The organism is Xanthomonas axonopodis pv. maculifoliigardeniae, assembly GCF_041519315.1.
Taxonomy (GTDB): Bacteria; Pseudomonadota; Gammaproteobacteria; order Xanthomonadales; family Xanthomonadaceae; genus Xanthomonas; species Xanthomonas euvesicatoria.
Window position 1 is genome coordinate 3,415,116 of the sequence record NZ_CP167998.1, and the last position, 23,958, is coordinate 3,439,073.

Sequence of the window (23,958 nt, forward strand, 5' to 3'; positions counted from 1 at the left end):
GACTGACCAGATATGTGCCTGGCGACCGGTCCGGGCGACCGCCAGCAATGCCTGCCGCTGCCGAGACCTCTCGCCGGCCAACCACCTCCGCCCGCCCGCTTCCCTACGGCGGATCCGGCAGCGCCGCGCGGATGAACGAGGCGGCTGGACATCCTTTGCGGATGCCGCAATTGCCACAGCTCAGCGACATAGAACGCGCTCGCTTCCACTCCGTCACCACCGACTCGCAACACTTGCGGCCGGTGCGCCCCCGTATGCCACCGCCCGTGGGCGCTTCACCCTTACGGCGCTCCACAGCGCTGCGCCCGTACCACGACGTCCTGTCGCAATGGCAACGCCACTACAACGCAGATCGCAATCGCTGGCACAGCGCATGGCGCCAGGCCAACAGCAACAACCCGCAGATCGAGACTCGCACAGGCCGGGCGCTGAAGGCGACAGCCGACCTGCTGGAGGACGCAACCCAACCGGGCCGGGTCGCGCTGGAGCTGCGCTCAGTTCCGCTGCCGCAATTTCCCGACCAGGCATTCCGTCTTTCGCATCTGCAGCACATGACGATCGACGCGGCAGGGTTGATGGAGCTCCCGGACACCATGCAGCAATTTGCGGGCCTGGAAACACTCACGCTCGCACGCAATCCGCTTCGCGCGCTACCGGCATCCATCGCAAGCCTCAACCGATTACGCGAGCTCTCCATCCGCGCCTGCCCGGAATTGACGGAACTTCCCGAACCCCTGGCAAGCACCGATGCATCCGGCGAGCACCAGGGCTTGGTCAACCTGCAGAGCCTACGGCTGGAATGGACCGGGATCAGATCGCTTCCGGCGTCCATCGCCAACCTGCAAAATCTGAAAAGCCTGAAGATACGCAACTCGCCGCTGTCCGCCCTTGGCCCGGCCATCCATCACCTGCCAAAGTTGGAGGAGCTTGATTTGCGGGGCTGTACCGCGCTGCGCAACTATCCGCCGATTTTCGGCGGCCGTGCGCCACTGAAGCGACTGATTCTGAAAGACTGCAGCAACCTGCTCACGCTGCCACTGGACATTCACCGCCTGACGCAGCTGGAAAAACTCGATCTGCGAGGTTGCGTCAACCTTTCCAGACTGCCCTCGTTGATCGCCCAATTACCTGCCAATTGCATCATCCTGGTGCCGCCGCATCTCCAAGCGCAGCTCGACCAGCATCGTCCAGTTGCGCGCCCCGCCGAACCAGGGCGGACCGGACCGACCACCCCAGCTCTCTCGCCCTCTGCTGCCGGCGACCGCGCCGGGCCATCCTCTTCGGCGACCGCCAGCGAACTGCTTCGTACCGCTGCGCTCGAACGCATCGAAGACACCGCACAGGCCATGCTGAGCACGGTCATCGATGAAGAAAGAAATCCCTTTCTGGAAGGTGCTCCATCCTATCTCCCAGGAAAACGCCCTACCGATGTCACCACCTTCGGCCAAGTTCCGGCATTGCGGGACATGCTGGCAGAAAGCAGGGATCTTGAGTTCCTGCAACGGGTAAGCGACATGGCAGGCCCATCCCCCAGAATCGAAGACCCGAGCGAGGAAGGCCTCGCCCGCCACTACACGAACGTCAGCAACTGGAAGGCGCAGAAGAGCGCACACCTGGGCATCGTCGATCATCTCGGGCAGTTCGTTTATCACGAAGGAAGCCCGCTCGACGTAGCGACATTGGCCAAGGCAGTGCAGATGTGGAAGACCCGTGAGCTGATCGTCCACGCACACCCGCAAGACCGCGCGCGCTTTCCCGAGCTCGCTGTGCACATTCCCGAGCAGGTCAGCGACGACTCTGATAGCGAACAGCAGACAAGCCCGGAACCTTCAGGCCATCAGTAGAGAGCCAACGCGACAGGCGCAGCAGCCCATCGAGCATCGCCCTCAGCGTGCCTGCGCAACGCGGGCAGCGCCTCCCTGGCGAACGGGGCGTTGCGCGCGTTTCACGCCTGTTGCAACGCGTCTACCATCCGTTGTACCCGCGCGGTATCGGTCCGTTGGTAGTCGCCGCCCAGATCGCGGATATACGGGTGCGGCGACGGCACCTGGGCGGCGATCACGCCACGCGCCGACGCATGGAATTCGTGGGCGCCGGTGTGCTGCCGCAGGGTGCGGATGTTGTGCTCGGAAAGCCCGGCACCGGGCATGATGCCGATGCGCCCGGCTGCCTGCCGCACCAACGCGGCAATGGTGTCGATTCCCTCCAGCGCACTCGCACGTGCACCCGAGGTCAGCACCCGCTCGCACCCCAGCGCGATCGCATCCTCCAGCACACGCGACGGATCGGCACTGACATCGATCGCACGATGAAACGTCACCCCCAACGGCCCTGCTGCCTGCATCAACACGCGCATTGTCGCCAGATCGACCTGCCCATGCCGGTCCAGCGCGCCAAGGACCACGCCATCGCAACCAAGCCGCACGCACTGCTCCACATCGCGGCGCATCACCTCGACTTCTGCGGCGTCGAACACGAAGTCGCCCACGCGCGGACGAATCAGCACATACAACGGAATCCGCAAACGCTCGCGCACCACCGCCAACGTGCCGAACGATGGTGTCAGCCCACCGCCATCCAGCCCGCCGCACAGCTCCACGCGCATTGCACCGCCTGCTTGCGCGGCCAATGCCGAGGCCACCGAATCGGCAGCCACCTCCAACCCGAACCCGCTCATGCCGCCGGCTCGCTGGTGTAATGGCTCTGCCCAGGCACCAGCAGATCCTGCCGCTGCGCGTCGCACACCGCGTAACTGAAGCCCTTCTGGATCGCGAACGCACCCACTTCGCCGCGCTTGTTCATTGCCAGAAAGCCGACCTGCAATGTGCGCGTCAGCTCCGGCTTGCGACGGATCAGCCGCATCACCACCTCGCGGCAGGCATCGGCCGGCGACTTGCCCTGCCGCATCATTTCCACCACCGCAAAACTGCCGACGTTGCGGATCACCTCCTCGCCCACACCAGTCGAGGTCGCACCGCCCACTTCGTTGTCCACGTACAGGCCCGCACCAATGATCGGGCTGTCGCCCACGCGGCCGTGCATTTTCCACGCCATGCCGCTGGTGGTGCATGCACCGGATAGGTTGCCGTGCGTATCCAGCGCCAGCATGCCGATGGTGTCGTGATTGTCCTTGCCGCCGGGCAACTTGGCATCGCGCCAGGCACGATTTTCGACATTGGCTTCTGGCGAATACTTGGAAGTCTTCAACCACTCTTTCCAGGCCGCTTCGGAGCTTGGGGTCAACAGCTTGGTTTTCGGAAACCCCTGTTCGAAGGCGAATTGACGCGCACCATCGCCTACCAACATCACGTGCGGCGTTTTCTCCATCACCGCACGCGCCACCGAAATGGCGTGCACCACGTCTTCCAGCGATGCCACCGCGCCGCAATTGCCCAGGTGGTCCATGATGCAGGCGTCCAGGGTGACCCGGCCATCGCGGTCCGGATAACCGCCCAGGCCGACGGTGGGATTGCTCGGGTCCGCTTCCGGCACTCGCACGCCGGCCTCCACCGCATCCAGCGCAAGACCGCCGCTGCTGAGAATCTTCCAGGCTTCCTGATTGGCGGCAACGCCAAAATCCCAGGTGGAAATCACCCGCGCCGCTCCACGCGGCAGCGCCGTCGGCCGCGCGCCCGGCGTGGCGCCTGCCGCGGCTTGCGCGCGGGCGCCCCAGCCGGCCAACCCGGACGCAATCGCGCCCAGCGTGGCGCTCTTGAGGAAGTGACGACGTTGAAGCATGCGGATGACTCCATGACGGAAACGGGCGGCCGCGCAGTGCGGTACCAGCCTTCCATCATGCGACAGCATGACGTGCGGATAAACCTTCTTGCGGTGTTGTCGCATGCGGATCCGTGCACAACCCTTGCTTGGCTGGGCTAACCCTGTCTCGGCCGCTGCGCATCCGATGCATGGATGTGGCTGGCGGCAAGCGACGGACGATGCGATGCGCAGCCACGCTTGGCTCGGGGCTGGACCAACGGACGAGCCAGCCTGGGCCTTCCCCTTCGTCGCCCAGCATCCGCGCTTCGCGCCAGCTCCGTCGGAGCGAGATAACGATCCGCATCATGGCTGCCACGCCGAATGTAGCGGCCGTACAGACCTGGGCGGCGCAGTTGCGCAATCAACTCAAACAACGTGGCCGGCCAACGCAGATCGAGCTTGCGCAAGACAGCACGCTAGCCGCCGATGAATTACGGCTTGAGCTCTCGAGCGCTGCGCCCTGAACCCGGCTCATCATCCACCGCGCCTTCGCCAGGCGTGCCGTCGTCGCGCAATCTGCTGGTGAGCACGTGATCGCGCCAGTGGCCATTCAACTGCAGATAGCGCCGCGCATAGCCTTCGATCTGAAAACCCAGCCGCCGCAGCACGCGCGCACTGCGCAGATTCTCCGGAACGTATTGCGCCATCACCCGGTGCAGGCCGAGCTGGCCGAAGGCAAAAGCGATCCCTTGCGTGGCTGCCCACTGGATCAAACCCCGTCCCTGCTGCGCCGCGTCCAGGCCATAGCCCATGTGGCACGCCTGGAAGGCGCCGCGCTGGATCTGCGTGAACCCGGTGGTGCCGATCACCTGCTCGCCCTGCAACAAGACCAGTTGCAACTCGCGCTCGCCAGGGATCGCGCCGCGGTATGCCATGCACAGACGGCGCCAGCCTTCGACGGTGTAGAACGCGGGCGGCCGCAGCGGCATCGCATCGGCCAGATGAGCGCGGTTGCGCGTGTGGTAGTCGGCCATTGCAGCCGGATCGACCACGGCCAGATCGCACAGCACCACGCCGTCGGCGCGGCGGATCGGCGCAAACAGCGGAGGACTCATGGCAGCCACGCCTCAACCACGCGTGTCATCTTGCTGCCAGGTGCATCCGGCTGATGCATACCGATCATGCTCCGCAAGCCGTCTCCAAAGCAGGGCGTCATCCAGTGCGTGAGATGGAACGCCCGACAGTCAGCAACATCCTCCCTGTGCATCGCTCAGTGCGCGGCAGCACGCTGCACGGGGCCACTGCACCCGCCTGACGGCAAGCGCAGCAGGCGGCCTCCCGCTCTCAGGCGGCAGCGACCGCAAGCGCCTGGCCGACCTGCGCTTCGATGGCGTCCAGGTTCGGCAACAGCGCGCTTTGCTCGCCCAGCAGCACGCGCATGTGCACACCGTCGGGCAGCGCATCTTCCGAGGCATCGGCCAGCAGGCCATCGCGCGGCACCGAAATCAGCTGCGGGAACGAGGCGGTCAGCAGCGCGAAATACGGCAATGCCGGGTTGCCACCCAGCGCCTTCAACACGATGACCTTGTTGTTGACCGCGGTGGGTTCATCGCCCATGCCGCTGAGGCGCGCGAACGACAGCAGCGGCACCTTCCAGCCGTACCAGTCGATGCGCCCGACCACCCAGCGCGGCATGTCGGGCAGCGGCTCGACCGCCACCCGCGACATCACCTCGGCCACCGTTGCGTTCGGCAGCAGCACGCGCTCGCTACCGGCCTGGATCAGGACGCCGCGGATTTCGTCGTTATTGGCGTAGCTCATCGCATGATTCCGATTCGAATGGGAGCGCCCGGCTTATGCCGGCCAACGCTGCGCCAGCGCCTGCGCCAACTGCGCAGGGTCGCCGGTCAGAATGCCTTGCCGCGCCAGACGCGCGGCGGCGGCCGGGTCGTAACAGCCGTCGGTGGATTGCCCGGCCAACCAGCCGCCTTGCTCGGCCAACGCCAGCGATGCCTCCACCAGCGCCTCGTTGGCACCGCTGAGCATCAGCACTGCACTGTCGGCCGGCGGCAGCGCAGCGATCAGCCCGGCCGGATCGGCCGGTGCCACGAACGCCAGCGCGCCGGCATGCTGTTGCACGCCGACCTCGTCGGAGAGCACATACACCTTGCCTGGTGCGACCACCTGCCCCGCTTCACCCAGTTCGACCGGCAACGCAGACACGCGCCCCATCTGCCGCACCAGGTTGCCGTACTGGCCGCCATCCAGGGTCATGCGCACCAGCACCGCACGCGGGAATTCCGGCGGCAAGGCGGCCAGCAGGCGACGGATCGCATCCGGCCCACCGATGCCAGCGACGACCAGCACAGCGCCGGTGACGCTGCCGTTGTGCTCCAGATCCACCAGCGACAAGCCGCCGGTGGACAGGGCCGCCACATCGGGTTCGGCGCGCGGGCGCACCACCACGGCCACCTCGTCCACCAGGCCCCAGGTGCTGGAATCGCCCAGCGCCAGCCCCGGCTTTTCCACAGCGGCCGGTGCCGCCTCCTGCATGGAGGCATGCGCGAACAAGGCATCGCCGGGCACGCTGTCGAACGCGTGCGCGGCCGCTTCCAGGTGTTGATCCAGTTGCAGGTCCGAATGCTGCTGCGGTGCCAGCGTCAGGCCGGGCTCGGGCTGCAGCGAGGGCTCGCTTTCGGTGCCCGGCGGCAGCACGTCGGCGTGGCCGTGTAGCTTGGCGGCCAGATGGCGCACCCAGCGCTGCGCTTCCCAGCCCTCGCGGCGCACCGTCAGTTCGGCCTCGTCGAAGATCACGGTGACGCCGGGCATGTTGAAGGCCGGCTCCAGCGCTTCGAGCGCGTCTTCGATCGACGGTTCGAGTGCGACCAGCACGGCCACCGGCTCGGCGTCGCGCAGCATCTGCACGTCGACCGCCGCTGGCTCGTCTTCCAGCACCACCTGCGCGCCGGCCAGGCCAAGCGCCTCGCGCAGGCGCTCGCGCGCCTGACCGGGACGACCCAGCAAAGCAACCGGAGTTCCCATTGCGCCATTAGTCTCGGACACGGGCGATCCCCAGCAGGTCATACACGTTTCGCATCAGATCCAACTCTTGGTAAGGCTTGCCCAGGTAACGCTGCACGCCGATCTCGAAGGCGCGCTGGCGATGCTTCTCGCCACTGCGCGAGGTGATCATCACGATCGGCACCGCCTTGAAGCGCGGGTCGGCCCGCATCGCGGTGGCCAGCTCGTAGCCGTCCATGCGCGGCATTTCGATATCCAGCAGCATCAGGTCGGGCACGCGCTCTTCGAGCAGTTCCAGCGCCTCGACACCGTCGCGTGCGGTCGTGACGTCCAGGTTGTGGCGTTCCAGCACACGGCTGGTGACCTTGCGCATGGTCAGCGAATCGTCGACCACCATCACCAATGGCACCTGGCGCTGTGCTTCGGCCTGTGTTTCCAGCGACGGCCGCGCCGGCTGGGCCAGGAAACGACGCACCAGCGGGGCGACGTCCAGGATCACCACCACGCGGCCATCGCCGGTGATGGTGGCGCCGTAGATGCCCGGCACCGAGGCGATCTGCAGGCCCACCGGCTTGACCACGACTTCGCGATTGCCCAGCACCTGATCGATAGCCACTGCGGCACGCAGGTCGCCCGCCCGCACCAACAGCAACGGCACCTGCGCCTGGCCATCGGCACGCGCGGCGGCCTGGCCGACCAACGAGCCGAGGTCGTGCAGCACGTACTCTTCGCCGGCGTAGTGATACCCGCCCTCGCCCGACTCGTAACGGGCGCGCGAGATGCGGCCGATACCGCTGACCGAGCCCACCGGCACCGCGAACGTCGTTTCGCCGATGCGCACGAACACCGCCTGGGTGACCGCAAGCGTTTGCGGCAGACGCAAGGTGAAGGTGGCGCCCTGCCCGCGTACCGAGTGGATATCCACCGAGCCGCCGAGCTGACGCACTTCGTTGCGCACCACGTCCATGCCCACGCCACGGCCGGCCAACTGGCTGACCTGCTCGGAAGTGCTGAAGCCGGAAGCGAAAATCAGGTTATCGAGTTCGGCCTCGCTCAGCTCCTGGCCCGGTTCGATCAGGCCGCGCTCCTCGCCGCGCCGACGGATCGCCTCGCGATCCAGCCCGGCGCCGTCGTCGGCCACTTCCAGCACGATTTCCGAGCCTTCGCGGCGCAGACGGATCGCAATGCTGCCTTCTTCCGGCTTGCCTGCGTCGCGGCGTTGCTCGGGCGTTTCCAGCCCGTGCGCCACCGAGTTGCGCAGCATGTGTTCCAGCGGCGCGACCATGCGATCGAGCACGTTGCGATCCAGTTCGCCCTGGGTGCCTTCCAGCACCAGGTGCACCTGCTTGCCGGTGTCGCTGGCTGCCTGACGCACCACACGACGCAAACGCGGCACCAGACCGTCGAACGGCACCATGCGCGCGCGCATCAGGCCGTCCTGCAGCTCCGAACTGACGCGCGACTGCTGTTGCAGCAAGCCGTCGTACTGACGCGACAGATCTTCCAGCACACCCTGCAAGCCGCCCAAGTCGGCTGCCGATTCGTTCAGCGCGCGGCTGAGCTGCTGCAGGGTGGAGAAGCGGTCCAGTTCCAGCGGATCGAAGGTGCGATCGCCCTGGTCCTGTTCGCGCTGATAACGCGCCACGATCTGCGCTTCGGTTTCCAGATCCAGACGTCGCAACTGGTCGCGCAGACGGGCGTTGGTGCGATCCAGTTCGCCCATGGCGCCGCGGAACGCGCCCAGCTGCTGCTCCAGGCGCGAGCGGTAGATCGCCACTTCGCCGGCGTGGTTGACCAGGCGGTCGAGCAGGTCGGCGCGCACGCGCACCTGCTCCTGCTGCACGCGCGGCAGGAAGTCTTCTTCGGCCTGGCCTTCCACCGGAACCGGGGCGGACAGCGGCGCCGGTTCCACCGACGCCTTGGCGATCGCGCGGACATCTGCGTCGCTAGGCGGTGCGGCATTGCGGCCACGGGTACGGGTTTCGAAGGCTTCCACCAGATCGGTCGGCATCGTCACCGCACGGTGCATGCCGGTGCGGGTCAGCAACTGATGCAGGCGGTCGAAGCCACGCTCGAACAGACGCACGTCGTCGCGATCGATGTCGGTGCGGTTGGCCGCCACGGCTTCGAGCAGCGATTCGATTGCATGCCCCAGATCGCCGATGGCGTTGATGCCGGCCATGCGCGCACCGCCCTTGAGCGTGTGCAGATCGCGCTGCAGTCCATTGAGGACATCGCGGTCTCCCGGCACTTCGCGCATGCGGGCGATCAGGCCGTCGCAATGGTCCAGCAGGTCGCGCCCTTCTTCGACGAAGATGTCGACCAGCTCGCCGTCGAGTTGATCGAAGTTCAGCGGGCCGGCATCGAATGCCGCGCCGATATCGTTGCTGGCCGCACCGGCACGCGTCGCATCTTCGACCGGGGCGCTGAACGCAGCGGTGGTGGTGTCTTCCGGCTCGTCGGCGCTGCGGTCGGTTGCGTGCTGATCTGCGGAGTCGTCGGCATGCTGATCGGCACCGGCGTGGTCGCTGGCTTGCGTTGGTTCCGCGTGCGCGGCGTGTCCTGCGCTTTCGAACTGTTCTGCGCGCGCGGCATGATCGGCGTGATCGGCCACGGCAAACGCATCGCCTGCGGCCTGCTCATCGGCCTGCGCCGCGTCGTCGGAGGTGACAGCCTGCGTGTCGTGCAGCTCCGGCGCGGTATCCGATTGCGGATCGCCGGCCTCTTCCACCTGATCGGCCGCATGCGCCATTTCGAATGCCTGCACCGATTCGACAGTGTGATCGGGCAGGACGTCGGCACCGGCCTGTGCGGCGTCAACTCGGTCGGCGTCTGCATGCTCGGCATCGGAATGCTGCGCTTCGGTATGCGTGGCTTCGGCGTCCAGGTGTTCGGCCACGTGCTCTGCGTCGCTAGCATGTTCGTCGGAACGCGCGTACGTTTGCAGCTGTTCACCGGCGTCGACGTACTGGTCAGACGGCACCTGCTCGTGGACGTGCGGCTGCGCATCGGCAGGCGCGTCGTCGTTCGAATCCATCTGCTGATTCGAAGATGCGTGCGCTTCCAGCTCTGCATGCTCGCCCAGCTGCGCGGCTTCTTCCAGCGGTTGCTGTTCGCCCGCATACGGCTCGCCGGCATGCGGCAACGCTGCCTCGCCGTGCTGCACCGCCTGGTCTACCGACTGCTCGCCCGCGTGTTCCTGCGTGTCGGCATGGCCAGACTGATCGGACGACACGCTGTCCAGCGCCGCGGTTTCCGGGGTCCAGTCTTCCGCGGTCGTTGCATTGGCGTCATCAGCCAACGCTGCGTCGGCGTGCACGGCCTCCAGCGCTTCGATGCTCTCGACCGCCTCGTCAGCGCCTGCTGCAACTTGCTCGTCGTGCGCGGGCGCCTGCTGTGCCTGCCCGTCCACTGCCTGCTCGGCATCGGCTGCAGCCAGCGTCTGCGCATCGCCCAAGGCAGCTTCCGCATCGGCCAGCTCATCTACCGCAATGCTGTCGGCGTGCGTGCTGGTGGCGTCGGCGTCGTGCTCGCCGGACACACGCTCAGCAGATGCCTCACTGGGCACCTCTGCCGCGTGCTCGCCGGAAGCGTGATCGTGCGGTGCGGTCTGCGCATGCTGCAGTTCAGTGGCATCCCAGGCCTCGGCTTCAACCAGCGGCTCGTCGGCCGGCAGGTCGTGTGCGTCGATGCCCTGCGATGCGGCCCGGTCTGCCTCTTCGGCTGGCGCAGCATCGTCGTGCAGCGCATCGGCAAGCTCGGAATCACCAACCGGTACCAGCGCGTCGTCGCTCGATGCAGGCACGGACTCGGCAGAGGCGTGGACATCTTCGTGCACGGCGGCATGACCGGCATCGTCGACCGCATGCGGTGCAGGCGCGTCCAGTGCGAGTGCCGACTCATGCTCGGCTTCGGCTTCGGCCAGCTCGTCCACGGCAATCGGCGCATCGTCCGGCTGCGGCTGCGCGTCTTCGGCATCTTGCGCCGATGCGGGGGCGTCGGACGGTAGCGCGCCGGCATCCAGGTACTGCGACAAATCCTGCGCACCGGTCAGTTCGACCGAGGCATCGCTGCCGTCTACCGTGGCGCTCGGGGCGTCGACATCGTCCAACTCGTCCAGGAACACCTGCGGCGGCCACTGCGCTTCCGGCAAGCTGTCCACCAGCGTGCGCAAGCGCTCGGTCAACGGTGCGAACGACGGAATCAACGGCGCATCGGCACGCAGCGCGGTCACCGTGGTGGCAATCGCAGCAGCGGTGGCGGTGAGTGCTTCGAGCCCTTCCGCCGACGGTGTGACCGAGGCGGCCAGCAAGCGCTTGACGTAGCTTTCGGCCGGCGTCGTCACCAAGGTGATTTCCGGCACGTCGGTCATCGCGAACGCGCCACTCATCGTGTGCACGGCGCGCAGCACGTCTTCGGTCGCCAACTGCGGCTCGGCCTGGCTGGCCTGCAGCCACCCGTTCACCGTGTCCAGATGCGTGGCGACCTCGGCTTCCAGGATCTCGCGCAGCACGCTGTCCACCGAAGCCGGCGTTCCGCCGCTGGCGACAAACACGCCTGCGGCTGCCGCCGGAATCGCCACGGCCTCGGCCACCGGTGCCGCGGCTGCGGGCACGTAATAGACCTCTTCGCCAGCAGCAACGCGTTCGGCAATGCCCTGGATTTCAGGCAGATCGGCGCTGATGCGGCCCTGGTCGCGCAGCGCGGCGTTGAATTGCGGCAACACCTCGTAGGCCAGTTCGACCATCGACACGACCGCCGGGCTGGCCGGCCGCGAATTATCGAGCACGCGGTTAAGCATGCTCTCGATCTTCCAGCTGAACTCGCCGAGCACGCTGGCGCCAACCAGACGCCCACTGCCCTTCAGGGTGTGGAAGACGCGGCGGATCGGGCGCAGGGCTTCCGGGTTGGTGGGCGCGGCGCGCCACACCGGCAACAGCTGCCCCAGGTTGACCAACTCTTCGTCGAATTCTTCCAGGAACACGTCGCGGATATCGTCGTCGATATCGCTGTCGCCGAAGCCGCCGAAAATGCCGGCATCGGCAGCCTCCTGAGCGCGTTCGCTGGACACCGATTCAGAGCTTGCCTGCGCGGTGTGCGCATCGGCGGCAGGTGCCGGCGCCTGCGGGCGCTCCACGTCGAACTGCGCGGCTGCTGCATCGAGCTGGGCCAGGAACGCAGCGGAGGCGTCGTCCAGCTCGAATTCGCTGACCACTGCCTGTTGCACGCGCGGGGCGACCGGCTCGGATGCCGCTTCGGACGGGACGTCCTGCGGCTCCTGCACCGGCTCGACGAACGGGTCGTCCAATTCCTGCGGCGGACTCGGCGGCGGCGAGAAGGCGTCTTCGATGCTGGTCTGCGCGCGACGCGTTGCGTTCTCGGCGATGAACTCCAACGGCGCTTCGGTCTGATCGGCATCGCCCGGCAGGTCGATCTGCTCGATCTGCAGCGGCGCGTCCTCGGCAGGCACCGGCTCGGCGGCGTGCTCCTGCTCCAGCGCGCTCAGATCCACCGTGTAGCTGACCTGCGCGACCTCGTTGCCATCCTGCTCGGCCGACACCGGGTCGAACGCAGAGGTGGCGATCGGCGCGGCCTGCTCCGTGGTTTCCAGATGCCAGTCGCCAGGTGCCTGCGCGCCGTCGTCCGAAAGATCCAGCGGCGCCACGGTGAACGGCACATGCGACTGGCCGGACACGGTTTCTTCGGCGGCGACCGGGTCGAAGGAGAACACCGTATCGGTCGCGGCAGCGCCGGTGTCGTGCACCACGCTGGCAGCGAACGGCGTCTCGACGACGGTTTCGTTCGCCCATTCCAGCGACGGCAAAGACGCATCGTTGGCGGCCTGCGGCGTGTCGGCGTGCTGCAACGGCGGGGCGGCCACCGGCTGCGGCTCGGCCGCGCTGCCCGGCTGGTCCGTGCCGACCGGCAAATCGGACGGCTGGCCCGACGGCAGCGGCCAGTAACGCAACGTTTCCAGGCTGTTGCGGGTGATATCCAGAATCTCTTCGCGGCCGGGACGGCGCTCGCGCAGGGCTTCCAGGTAGTACTCCAGGCTGGCCATCGCATCGGCCAGGGTATCCAGCTGGCGTCCGCTGGGCACGCGCTGCTTGCCGATCAATTCCAGATCGACGTAGCGACGCACGCCTTCCAGATAATCGGCGGCCTGCGGCAGCTCGAGAATGCGCAACGCACCGCCGACTTCGCCGAGCAGGTGTGGCACCTCGGCCAGACGCGCGTGGTCCCAGTTGGTTTCGATGAAGGCGACGAAATGTTCGCGCGCCGCACCGAAGTTGGCGATCGCCTCCTGCGCCAGCACATCGACCGTGCGGCGTACTTCCGAGGAGTTGGCACTGTTGCTGACTTCGGTACCGTCGCCCGGGTCGGCGCCCAGGCTGGCGACCTGATCGTCCAGCGAGGCATCCACGTACAGCAGCGCGCCGGCAATATCCAGCAGCACGCTTTCGTCCATCTGGGTCTGGCCATCGACCACACGCGCCAACGCATCGCGCTGCTGCACGACGACGCTGCGCGCCACGCCCAGGCCCATCATGCCGAGGGTGTCGGCAACGCTGCCCAGATCGTTGACCTGGGTCTGCAGCTCGCCGATCTCGCCGCCGGTGCGCAGATGCAGGTCCAGCGCGTCTTTCACGCGCAGCAATTCTTCCTTGACCGCATTGCCGACGGTGTCGAGCAACTCGCGATTGCGCCCGCTCAGACTGCCGCGCGCATGATCCAGCTCGGCCTCGGTGGCAACACCGGCCTGCGGGTCGAACGCGAACAGCACGCTTTCGCTCAGACCCGGCTGGCCACGGGTGGCACGGATTTCATTGAGCAGCGGCAGCAACACGATCGGAATGTCGCGATGCCCGTTCTGCAAGCGCTCCAGGTAATCGGGCAGCAGCACGGTGCCGCGCATCAGCATCGCGCAGGCCTCATCGCGGTCGGCGACCTCCCCTGCTTGCACGGCCTGGGCCAGCAGCTCGAGCTCTTCGGCCACCATCGCCGGCGCATACAACTCGACCATGCGCAGCGTGCCCTGCACCTGGTGCAGGTAGCCGGCGCAGAACCGCATCCGACTGGTGTCGGACGGTTCTTCGGCAAAGTACTCGATCTCGTTGCGCGCCTGGCGCAACGTCTCGTCCAGCTCTGGCTTGACCCAGCCCAGTGCGGCGTGACTCATCGCATCGCGAAGCGCGCTCATTGCAGCCCCCTGACTACGACCGACTCGCCGCCAGCGCGGCAACCGGTCACTTCCTGCATCGACGTAACGCTACTACGCGCCATCTGCTGATCCTTTCCCGTTCCGCGTCGTGGTCACGCCGGCAGCTTGAAGTCGGCGACCGAACGGCGCAGATCGGCAGCGAGCTGAGCCAGGTTGCCGATCGATTCGGCCGTCTGCTCCGCACCCTGCGATGTCTGGCTGGTGATCTGACGGATCACGCCCATGGTCTGTGTGATATCCGTCGCCGCGGCCGACTGCTGGTGCGCAGCGATGGAGATGTTCTTGATCAGGTTGTTCAAGGCGTTGGACACGCGCTCGATTTCGGTCAGCGCGGTGCCGGCGTCTTCGGCCAGGCGCGCACCGGACACCACTTCAGAGGTGGTCTGTTCCATCGAACTGACCGCTTCGTTGGTATCGGCCTGAATGGTCTGCACCAGACCTTCGATGCGTCGGGTCGCACTGGAGGTGCGTTCTGCCAGGCGCTGCACTTCGTCGGCCACCACAGCGAAACCGCGACCGGCTTCGCCGGCCGACGCTGCCTGCACCGCGGCGTTGAGCGCCAGGATGTTGGTCTGCTCGGAAATGTCGTTGATCAGTTCCACGATCGAGCCGATCTCCTGCGAGGATTCGCCCAGTCGCTTGATGCGCTTGGAGGTTTCCTGGATCTGGTCGCGGATCTGGTCCATGCCCTGAATCGTCTCGCGCACCACGCCGGCACCCTCGGCGGCGATGACCACCGAGCGCTGCGCCACTTCGGCCGACTCGGTGGAGTTGCGCGACACCTGTTCGATGCTGGCCGCGATTTCGCTGATGCGCTCGGAGGCAGTGGTGATCTGGTTGGCCTGCTGGCCGGCCGCTTCGGCCAGTTGCATGGCCGTGGCCTGGGTTTCCTGGGTCGACACGGCCACCTTCGCGGAGGTGTCGTTGATGGTGGTCACCAGGTGGCGCAGTTCGTCCACGGCGTAATTGATCGCGTCCGCGATGGCGCCGGTCATGTCCTCGGTCACCGAGGCCTTCACGGTCAGGTCGCCCTCACCGAGCGAGCTGATTTCGTCCAGCAATCGCATAATCGCCTGCTGGTTGCGGCTGTTGAATTCCACCTGCGACTGGTAGCGCACGTCCTGCTCGCGGGTCCGCACGCGCACCGAGCTCCACACGAAGCCGATGATCGCCAGCAGCGCGACCAGGCCGGACACCACGCCCAGCCAGAAGTTCGGGAACAGGCGCGTGTCGCGCACCGAACCGAACGCCGAAAACGCATCGAACAGCTTCTTGCTGTCTTCGAGCATCTTGCCGGAGCCAGCCGTCAGCGCGGCGGCCGAGGACTGTGCGGCGAACAGGTTGCGCGAGCTGGCGAGGATGGCGTCGACGTCTTTCTTCATCGTCGTCCACTGCGCCTGCGACTGCTCCAGCGCCGACAACGCGGCCGGGTTGCGCACCGCGGCGATGCCGAGTTCTTCGTTGCCCGTGCGCAGGCCTTCCAGCATCTGCGTGAACACCACCGAGTCGCGTGCCAGTGCGTCGCCCGAGGCGGCCGCATTGGCGCCACCGGCGCGCATTTCCGTGACCCGGCGTGCCATGGTGCCGGCGACCACCACCTGCTGCAGCGTGTTGTAGATCTGCGAGGCAGGCGCGCCGCTGACCGTCATCGCGCGCACCACTTCGTTCAACTGCGCCTGCAGCTGCGGCACGCTGCCGGAGAAGCGTTCGGCGTTGCCGGCCAGACCGAGCACCGCCGGTTCGCTGGCGATGACCTGATCGGCGTTTTTGCTCAGCGGTACCCAGGTCGCCTTGAGTTGCGCCATCGAGCTTGCGATCGAGCTTTCCTGGCCGTAACGGCCATCCAGCTCGCTGACCGTGCTGTCGATACGGCCCTTGGTTTCCTTGAATGCGGCAAACGCCTTGGCATCGCCGGACACCGCTTCGCGGCCCTGGTTGGCCAGCTGCTGCGAGAGCACCTGCAAGTCGGCCGCGCCGGTGCCGGCACCGGCAAGACGACTGCCCTGCCAGGTCGCGACGCCGGTATTGGCGCCAAACACGATCATCGACAACACCAGCAAGCCAAGCCAGAAGCTGGTGCTGACGCTGCCGAGCTTGTTGGTCTTGCGGGCGTCCGGGGCGGTACTCATGGTTCGACCTCGATCTGTATGACGTGGCGGGGTCGCGGATTAGGCCGCGGCCTGCCGGAATTCAGGAGTGCGCGACAGCAACGCCAGGGAAAACACACCCCAGTCCTGCGTCTCGTTGCGGAAGGCACGGTCGATGAAATGGGCGTAGCGGCCTTGCGCCAGCTCGCCGGGTTCCACCGCCTGGACCTGCTCGAAGCTGCGTTGGCCGTACAGCTCATCGATGGTCAGCGCGACGTCGCCGCCGCTCTGACGCATGATCAGCACTCGTTGGCCTTCCTGCAGCACCGTGCGACGGCCCTCCAGGAACTGCTTCAGATCGATCACCGGGAACAGATTGCCGCGCAGGTTGCCCACGCCCAGCAGCCAGGGCTGTGCGCCCGGCACTGGAGTGACCGGCGGCATCGGCACGATTTCCGCAACTTCGCGGAAGTCCGAGACCAGTCGCCGGGTCCCGACGCGATACCCCACGCCGCGCCAGATATCGGCCGAGAACTGGCGTTCCGGCAGCGGCGTGGCGTGCGCCAGACTACGACGCTCGTAGTCTTCGAGAATGTCGAATGGAGAGCGCATCAACGCACCAATTGTCTGATGCGCGCGATCAGATCGTCTTCGCGCGGCGGCTTGACGATGTAGTCGCTGGCACCTTGTCGCAGACCCCAGGCCCTGTCGGTTTCCATGCCCTTGGTGCTGACCAGCAGCACGGGAATGTCCTTGGTTGCCTGGTCGCGTGCGAGAGCACGGGTTGCCTGGAAGCCGCTCATGCCGGGCAACACCACATCCATCAACACAAGATCAGGCGCCTGGCTGCGAACCAGCTCAAGCCCCTCTTCTGCATTATCGGTGGCGACGACCGTATGGCCTGCTTTTTCCAGCCATTGACTGAAGACTGCCCTGTCGGTGGGCGAGTCCTCGATCAATATAATTCGAGCCATGTTGCCTTTCCCCCTGGTCAGGCGTGGACGTACGTGCGGATCGCGCTCAGTAGTTCTTCACGGGTGAACGGCTTGGTCAGATATTGCTCGGAACCGACGATGCGGCCGCGAGCCTTGTCGAACAGGCCGTCCTTGGACGACAACATGATCACCGGCGTCGATTTGAAGAGCTGGTTGCCCTTGATCAACGCGCACGTCTGGTACCCATCCAGGCGCGGCATCATGATGTCGACGAAAATGATCTGAGGTTGCTGGTCCGCAATTTTGGCCAGTGCCTCGAAACCATCCGTTGCTGTCACTACTTCACAACCTTCCCGCTTCAGCAGCGTTTCGGCGGTGCGGCGAATGGTTTTCGAATCATCGATCACCATCACCTTCAGTCCTGCGAGTTCCCCACCCGCAGCAATGTTTTCACTCATGCAAATATCCCCGGGCGCGCGACGCTTCATCCCTTCCGACGTCGCTACGAAACTGCATGTATATCCCAAGACCCGCATCGACTGTCAAGGGTGCGTTGCCGGGGCCCCGCCAGGCGGACGTTCCGACCACGTCTGGGTGCGTCCCGGCCGGCAAGTCGCGCACTACGACCCACCGGGCGCGCCATCGCCCATCGCTTGAAGTTACCATCGGCAGCTTGTTCGAAAGGTTTAGCCCCATGTCGCTCGACGTCGTTGTGGTGATGGATCCCATCGCCTCCATCAAGATCGCCAAAGACACTACGTTTGCCATGTTGCTGGAAGCCCAGCGCCGTGGCCACCGTCTGCACTACGTGCGCCCCGGCGGGCTCAGCCTGCGCGAAGGGCGCGCGGTGGCGCAGGTGGCGCCGCTGAGCGTGCGCGAGGACAAGACCGGCTGGTTCACGCTGGGCGAGTTCGCCGAACGGGCGTTCGGGCCCGGCCAGGTGGTGCTGATGCGCAAGGACCCGCCGGTGGATGCGGAGTTCGTCTACGACACCCAGGTGCTGAGCGTGGCGCAGCGCGCCGGCGCGCAGATCGTCAACGACCCGCAGGGCCTGCGCGACTACAACGAGAAGCTGGCCGCACTGCTGTTTCCGCAATGCTGCCCGCCGACCCTGGTCAGCCGCGATGCCGCCGCGCTCAAGGCCTTCGTGCTGGAGCATGGCCAGGCGGTACTCAAGCCGCTGGACGGCATGGGCGGACGCTCGATCTTCCGTAGCGGCAGCGGCGACCCCAACCTCAACGTGATCCTGGAAACGCTGACCGACGGCAACCGCAAGCTGACCCTGGCGCAGCGCTTCATCCCCGACATCACGGCCGGCGACAAGCGCATCCTGCTGGTGGACGGCGAGCCGGTCGATTACTGCCTGGCGCGGATTCCGCAGGGCGACGAATTCCGCGGCAACCTGGCCGCCGGCGGGCGCGGCGAAGGCCGGCCATTGTCCGAACGCGACCGCTGGATCGCCGCGCAGGTGGGTCCGGAAATGCGCCGGCGCGGCATGCGCTTCGTCGGCCTGGACGTGATCGGCGATTACCTGACCGAGGTCAACGTCACCAGCCCCACCTGCGTGCGCGAGCTGGATGCGCAGTTCGGCCTGAACATCGCCGGACTGCTGTTCGACGCGATCGAGGCCGGCACCGCGCAATGAGCACGGCCGCGGCCCTGCCGGCACCGATGGACGACGGTCGCCGGCTGATGATGACGCTGGTGATCTCGCTGCTGCTGCATGGCGTGCTGATCCTGGGGGTAGGCTTTGCGGTCAGCGAGGACGCACCGTTAGTGCCGACGCTGGATGTGATCTTCAGCCAGACCAGCACGCCGTTGACGCCCAAGCAGGCCGACTTCCTGGCCCAGGCCAACCAGCAGGGCGGCGGCGATCACGCCACCGCGCAACGCCCTCGGGACAGCCAGCCGGGCGTGGTGCCGCAGGACCGCACCGGGCTGGCGCCACAGGCGCAACGCGCCACCAGCGTGAACGCACCCGAGCCCACCCAGACCCGCGTGGTGACCAGCCGTCGTGGCGAGCAGGCCGTGCCGACGCCGCAGCCCAATCCGCAGACCGACCCGCTCACCCCGGCCGAGGCGCAGCGCATCCAGCGCGATGCCGAAATGGCCCGGCTCGCCGCCGAAGTGCATCTGCGCTCGGAGCAGTACGCCAAGCGCCCGAACCGCAAGTTCGTCTCGGCCAGTACCCGCGAATACGCGTACGCGAACTATCTGCGTGCCTGGGTGGACCGCGCCGAGCGCGTGGGCAACCTGAATTATCCGGACGACGCGCGCCGCCGCCGGCTGGGCGGCAAGGTGGTCATCAGCGTGGGCGTGCGCCGCGACGGCAGCGTGGAAAGCAGCCGCGTGCTGGTCTCCAGCGGGGTTCCGTTGCTGGACGATGCCGCGTTGCGCGTGGTGCAACTGGCGCAGCCGTTTCCGCCACTGCCCAAGACCAAGGACGACGTGGACATCCTGCAGGTCACGCGCACCTGGCTGTTCCTGCCCGGCGGCGAGCTGCACGACGATCGCTGAGCCCCCTAGGCGTGTACTGCCCCATGCACTGCGCCACAGCCGAGTGGCACAGGCCTGAAAGAAGACAGACGCGCAGGATCAGCGGCGCTGCGGCGCGCGCGCCTCGTGCCGTGATGCCAGCGGCCTGAGCGTGGACGCCAGGCGGGCACTCCTGCGCAGCCTGGTCACCCTCTTGCACGCCTGCGCGACAGCAACCCGCCATAGCGGCGCGGACATGCAGCAAGCCGGCAATGACGACCTGCGATCGGCTGGCGCACAAACCTGGACCGCGCGACGACATGGCCGGTTGCGCCATCTGCTGCGTGCAGCAGACGGCGCGGCAGGTCCGCGGTGGCCAGTGTCTCAGGCCACCTGCGCCGCGGCGTGCAACCGGTCGGCCAACGCCATGATCTCGGCTGCATCCTGCACGCGTTCGCGCCAGGCGGCCGGAATGCCCTGGACACCGTAGAACGCGCCAGCAAGCTGGCCGCAGATCGCCGCGGTGGTGTCGGCATCGTCGCCCAGGTTGGCCGCGCGCAACACCGCATCGGCGAATGTGTCGGTGGTGGCGAAGCACCACAGTGCGGCCGACAGCGCGTCGACCACGTAGCCGGTGCCGCGAATCTGCACTGCCGGCACCGCTGCATGGTCGCGCGCGGCCAGGACATGCACCGCCGGGGAGACCATTCCGTCGCAAGACGTGCGCAGCACCTGCTCGCGCGTTGCGCCGAGCAAGGCGGCCCGCACCTGGGCCGCGAACAACCGGCAGGCGTCCAGCGCCTCGGCGGCGGCATGGGTGGTGCGCGAGCTGTCGGCGGCACGATCGCCCAGCTCGTCGGGGCGATGCGCGTAGTACATCGCCACCGGCGCCAACCGCATCAGGGATCCATTGCCGGCCGCGCGCGGATCGGCGCTGCCGCTAGAGCACGTCATCCACTTTGAGATGAGGTGCGTTGGTCGTCAGCGGTGCGGAGCGGGTGTTGCGTGGCGCCGGCTTGGCTGGCCGCCAAGGCAAGCCGCGCGGCGCCCGCTCCGTGCCGCTGACGGCCAACCCTCCGGGAAGTGGCCTGTGGCGCGCCGATACTGCGTTGCGCGCTTTGCCCAGGCAGCCAGCCTGGGCCGCAGCGCACGCCTTGTTTCAACGCGCCACAGGCCGCTTCGCACTCATCTCAAAGTGGATGACACGCTCTAGGCGGGGCCGCCATCGAGATAGCGCTCCAGCGCCTGGCGGACTGTGTTGCCGATATCGAAACAGTGGCCGGTGCTGCTGAGGTAGCCGTGCTGATACCAGTTGCAATAGCGATTCATCTGGTCGGCGGGGTCGAAGCCTTGCCGATGCAGCAGGCTGTGCGCCAGGCACAGCGCCATCGAGGTGTCGTCGGTCCACTGCCCTGCACGCAGGGCGAACGGACCACCGCCGTGCATGTCGTCGATCGGCGTGAAGCTGCCGGGCGCCTGGAATTCCAGCGTGGTGCCCAGCGCATCGCCGACCGCCAGACCGAGCAGACAGCCGCGAAACCGCGCGCGTTCGAGATCGCCGTGTGTCATGGCGCGGCGGTGGCCGCCTTCGCTGCGCGGGCGGCCTGCTGCTCGACCAGGGTGAGTGCAACGTTGTCGCGCAGGTACGCCGGTTCCACACGCTCTGGCGCCAACCCTTCGCCCCGCTGCACCGCCGGCACCGCAAGCGTGAGCAGATCGGCGGCATGCGGCAAGGCGCTGGCATCAACGCTGCTCAGTTGTGTGGCTAGGCGCTGCTGCAGCAGTCCGTCGGCGGCCGCAAATCCGGTTCCCACCCCAGCCACGCGCTGCGCCGTCTCGGGCATGACCACCGCATCGGGCGTGCACACGCGCTCCGGGGCAAGTTCCAGCAACCCATCCTCGTTACGCGCGAATACCCCGGTATAGACCTCGCCCATGCGTGCATCGATGCAGGCCAGCACCTGGCTCGCCTCGGCAGGCGCACGCAAGGCCAGCACCTGCAGCGTGGAAACGGCCAGCACCGGCAGATCCAGCGCCAGCGCGATGCCCTGCGCAATGCCGATCGCCAGACGCACGCCGGTGAACGCGCCGGGGCCGCGGCCGACCGCAATCGCATCGAGCTGGCGACGGGTGATGCCTGCCTCGGCCAGCAATTGTTCGGCCCACGGTAGCGCCAGTTCGGCGTGGCGGCGCGGCGCCAGTTCGAAGCGCTCGATCACGCGCCCGTCGACCTGCAAGGCGACGGAACAGGCTTCGGTGGATGTCTCGAAGGCGAGGACGTTCATTGGGGGAGCCGGGACCGGGGACCCGGGACTGGGGACCCGGGAGGGCGCAAAGTTTAACTGATCGATCCGAGTGGCCGGCACGGACCTGGGATGACAACTGCTGCACACCCGCCAACCAACCGGCAACGACGCCCACCCGGGTGCCGGAAGCGGTACGCACGCGTCTACCCGGGTGCCCGGTCCCGGGCCCCCGGTTCCGGCGCGAAAAACGCCTGCACATCGGCAATGGCATGCGTGCGCGCAAACGGCGGCAGCGATTTCATGAAGGTGCGGCCGTAGCTCTTGTTCACCAGCCGCGGGTCGCACAGCACCAGCATGCCACGGTCGGTTTCGCTGCGAATCAGCCGGCCCACGCCCTGCTTGAGCGCGATCACCGCCTGCGGCAACTGCTCGTCGCGGAATGGGTTGCCACCCTCGCGACGGATCGCATCCAGGCGCGCTTCGAACACCGGGTCGTCGGGTGCGGCGAATGGCAGCTTGTCGATCACGACCACGCTCAAGGCATCGCCCACCACGTCCACGCCCTCGCGGAAACTGGCCGAGCCCAGCAGCACGCCATTGCCGGAATCGCGGAAGCGCTGCAGCAAGGTCGCGCGCGGCGCCTCGCCCTGCACGAACAACGGCCACGGCGCGCCGCGCAGGGCTTCGGCGGCTTCACGCAGCGCGCGGTGCGAGGCGAACAACAAGAACGCACGGCCGTTGGAGGCTTCCAGCACCGGCGTCAGCGCGCCGATCAAGGCAGTGCCGAACCCGCGTGCGGCCGGATCGGGCAGGTTCGGCGGCAGGTAGCACAAGGCCTGGCGCGCCCAATCGAAGGGGCTGGGTTGCAGCAATGTCACCGGATCGCTCAAGCCCAGCCGCTGCGCGATGTGGTCGAACTCGCCGCCCACCGCCAGCGTGGCCGAGGTGAATACCCAGGCCGCCTGCGATTTTTCGCGGTGTTCGCGCAGCGGGCCGGACACATCCAGCGGCGTGCGCTGGCAACGGAAGCCGCGCGGGCTGAGTTCGTACCAGAGCACATCGTTGTCGACCACCTCTTCCGGCGGGTCCTGCGCGAAATCGGCCACCGGCTGGTCTTCGCCGAGCCAGCGCGACAGGCGGTTCAACGCTTCCTGCGCACGTGCCGTGCAGCCGTCGAAACCCGGTGAGGCCTCACGCAACGGCAGCAGGGATTCACCCAGCCGTGCCAGCGACGACAGCACGGCGTCGAACCCTTCGCGCACCTGCGGCTTGGCCAGCGCACGCCATTGCGTGCCGCGCGGCGGCAGCCCTTCCATGCCGGCACGCAGGCTGCGCAAGGCTTCGTCCAGCGCCAGGATCGGTGCCTGCAGGCTGGCCTGCGCGCCGGCCACCAGGCGCGCTTCGACCATGCAGTCGCGCGCCAGCTCCTGCCATGGCCGCATGCCGAAACTTTCGCCGAAGAAATTGGCCGCCAGTTCCGGCAACTGATGCGCCTCGTCGATGACGAAGGCCTGCGCACCGGGCAGGATTTCGCCGAAACCTTCCTGTTTGAGCGCCAGATCGGCCAGCAGCAGGTGGTGATTGACCACCACCAGATCGGCCGCCTGGGCACGCTGGCGCGCCTGCACCACGAAGCATTCGCCGTAGAACGGGCAGTCGGTGCCCAGGCAGTTGTCGACGGTGGAGGTCACCATCGGCAGCAGCGGCGAGTCGTCGGGCAAGGCTTCCAGCTCGGCCATGTCGCCGAACTGGGTGCGCCCGCTCCAGGTCACGATGCGCTGGAACTGCGAGACCTGTTCGGGCGTGGCAAAGCGCGGTTCGCCACGCGCCTGCTGGGTGCGGTACTTGCACAGGTAGTTGGCGCGCCCCTTCAACAACGCACTGCGCAGCCCCACGCCCAGCGCGGCGCGCACGCGCGGCAGGTCGCGATGGAACAGCTGATCCTGCAGCGCGCGCGTGCCGGTGGAGACGATGGTCTTGAGCCCGGACAGCAAGGCCGGCACCAGGTAGGCGTAAGTCTTGCCGGTGCCGGTGCCGGCCTCTGCCAACAGCACATCGCGTTGTTCGAACGCTTCGGCGATGGCTCCAGTCAGCCGCAACTGCGCAGCGCGTGGCGCGAACGCGTCGAGCTGGCGCGCAAGCACCCCGCCCTCGCTGAGCGCTTCGATGCTGGCAGTGGCAAGTTGGGACATGGGACCGAACGAAAAGCGGGCAGGAAGCACGACAGCCTAGCGCGTGCGCGATGACGCTGCCTGGGTTGGGCTTGTGCGCAC

The 23,958-nt window shown here is 67.0% G+C and carries 15 protein-coding genes and 2 pseudogenes; 3 read left to right on the forward strand and 14 right to left on the reverse strand.

Annotated elements, in window-relative coordinates:
* Positions 1-161: 161 nt before the first annotated feature.
* The gene (gene xopL, locus ACDH77_RS14740) at positions 162-1,844 is read left to right on the forward strand and encodes a type III secretion system leucine-rich repeat domain-containing effector XopL (RefSeq protein WP_218498620.1); all 1,683 of its coding nucleotides are present in this window, start codon (positions 162-164) and stop codon (positions 1,842-1,844) included.
* Positions 1,845-1,945: 101 nt separating this feature from the next.
* On the opposite strand, the gene ACDH77_RS14745 is transcribed toward xopL, so the two are convergent.
* The 10 genes from ACDH77_RS14745 to pilG all read right to left on the reverse strand — a co-directional run bounded on the left by ACDH77_RS14745 (position 1,946) and on the right by pilG (position 17,422).
* Positions 1,946-2,677, reverse strand: a complete 732-nt coding sequence (locus tag ACDH77_RS14745) for a copper homeostasis protein CutC (protein WP_014090772.1) — start codon at positions 2,675-2,677, stop codon at positions 1,946-1,948.
* The gene (locus tag ACDH77_RS14750; RefSeq protein ID WP_011348236.1) at positions 2,674-3,738 is read right to left on the reverse strand and encodes a N(4)-(beta-N-acetylglucosaminyl)-L-asparaginase; all 1,065 of its coding nucleotides are present in this window, start codon (positions 3,736-3,738) and stop codon (positions 2,674-2,676) included. The genes ACDH77_RS14745 and ACDH77_RS14750 overlap by 4 nt, the downstream gene beginning before the upstream one ends.
* Before the next feature lie 452 nt (positions 3,739-4,190).
* Complete coding sequence (locus tag ACDH77_RS14755) at positions 4,191-4,814, reverse strand: GNAT family N-acetyltransferase (RefSeq protein ID WP_008575175.1); 624 nt, start codon at positions 4,812-4,814, stop codon at positions 4,191-4,193.
* 229 nt (positions 4,815-5,043) lie between these two features.
* Positions 5,044-5,520, reverse strand: a complete 477-nt coding sequence (locus tag ACDH77_RS14760; RefSeq protein WP_008575177.1) for a chemotaxis protein CheW — start codon at positions 5,518-5,520, stop codon at positions 5,044-5,046.
* A 33-nt stretch (positions 5,521-5,553) separates the two neighbouring features.
* The gene (locus ACDH77_RS14765) at positions 5,554-6,741 is read right to left on the reverse strand and encodes a chemotaxis protein CheB (protein ID WP_277574824.1); all 1,188 of its coding nucleotides are present in this window, start codon (positions 6,739-6,741) and stop codon (positions 5,554-5,556) included.
* 7 nt (positions 6,742-6,748) lie between these two features.
* Positions 6,749-13,921, reverse strand: a complete 7,173-nt coding sequence (locus ACDH77_RS14770; protein ID WP_372353521.1) for an Hpt domain-containing protein — start codon at positions 13,919-13,921, stop codon at positions 6,749-6,751.
* Positions 13,922-14,034: 113 nt separating this feature from the next.
* On the reverse strand, positions 14,035-16,071 hold the full coding sequence (locus tag ACDH77_RS14775) for a methyl-accepting chemotaxis protein (protein ID WP_008575181.1): 2,037 nt from the start codon (positions 16,069-16,071) through the stop codon (positions 14,035-14,037).
* A 39-nt stretch (positions 16,072-16,110) separates the two neighbouring features.
* Positions 16,111-16,641 (reverse strand): chemotaxis protein CheW, encoded by a 531-nt coding sequence (locus ACDH77_RS14780; protein ID WP_003482487.1) that lies wholly within the window; start codon positions 16,639-16,641, stop codon positions 16,111-16,113.
* Entirely contained in the window at positions 16,641-17,003 is a 363-nt protein-coding gene (locus ACDH77_RS14785) for a PleD family two-component system response regulator (protein WP_005913708.1), read from the reverse strand. Before ACDH77_RS14785 ends, ACDH77_RS14780 begins: the two co-directional genes overlap by 1 nt.
* Before the next feature lie 17 nt (positions 17,004-17,020).
* The gene (gene pilG, locus ACDH77_RS14790) at positions 17,021-17,422 is read right to left on the reverse strand and encodes a twitching motility response regulator PilG (RefSeq protein WP_005913706.1); all 402 of its coding nucleotides are present in this window, start codon (positions 17,420-17,422) and stop codon (positions 17,021-17,023) included.
* Positions 17,423-17,658: 236 nt separating this feature from the next.
* On the opposite strand from pilG, the gene gshB reads away from it, so the two are divergent.
* The gene (gene gshB / locus ACDH77_RS14795; protein ID WP_008575184.1) at positions 17,659-18,609 is read left to right on the forward strand and encodes a glutathione synthase; all 951 of its coding nucleotides are present in this window, start codon (positions 17,659-17,661) and stop codon (positions 18,607-18,609) included.
* Positions 18,606-19,481: a cell envelope integrity protein TolA gene (locus tag ACDH77_RS14800; RefSeq protein WP_005913700.1), complete on the forward strand. Its 876-nt coding sequence runs from the start codon at positions 18,606-18,608 to the stop codon at positions 19,479-19,481. The genes gshB and ACDH77_RS14800 overlap by 4 nt, the downstream gene beginning before the upstream one ends.
* 342 nt (positions 19,482-19,823) lie before the next feature.
* Here the strand turns inward: ACDH77_RS14800 and ACDH77_RS14805 are convergent.
* From ACDH77_RS14805 to ACDH77_RS14820, 4 genes and pseudogenes are all read right to left on the reverse strand, one after another.
* Positions 19,824-20,381, reverse strand: a pseudogene (locus tag ACDH77_RS14805) (ADP-ribosylglycohydrolase family protein); the annotation flags it as partial.
* A 270-nt stretch (positions 20,382-20,651) separates the two neighbouring features.
* Positions 20,652-21,008, reverse strand: a pseudogene (locus ACDH77_RS14810) (ADP-ribosylglycohydrolase family protein); the annotation flags it as partial.
* Positions 21,005-21,724, reverse strand: a complete 720-nt coding sequence (gene tsaB / locus ACDH77_RS14815) for a tRNA (adenosine(37)-N6)-threonylcarbamoyltransferase complex dimerization subunit type 1 TsaB (protein ID WP_031423735.1) — start codon at positions 21,722-21,724, stop codon at positions 21,005-21,007. The pseudogene ACDH77_RS14810 and the gene tsaB, both read right to left, overlap by 4 nt.
* Positions 21,725-21,888: 164 nt before the next feature.
* A complete protein-coding gene (locus ACDH77_RS14820) occupies positions 21,889-23,877 on the reverse strand; it encodes an ATP-dependent DNA helicase (protein ID WP_372353522.1) in 1,989 nt (662 codons plus the stop codon).
* Positions 23,878-23,958 lie beyond the last annotated feature (81 nt).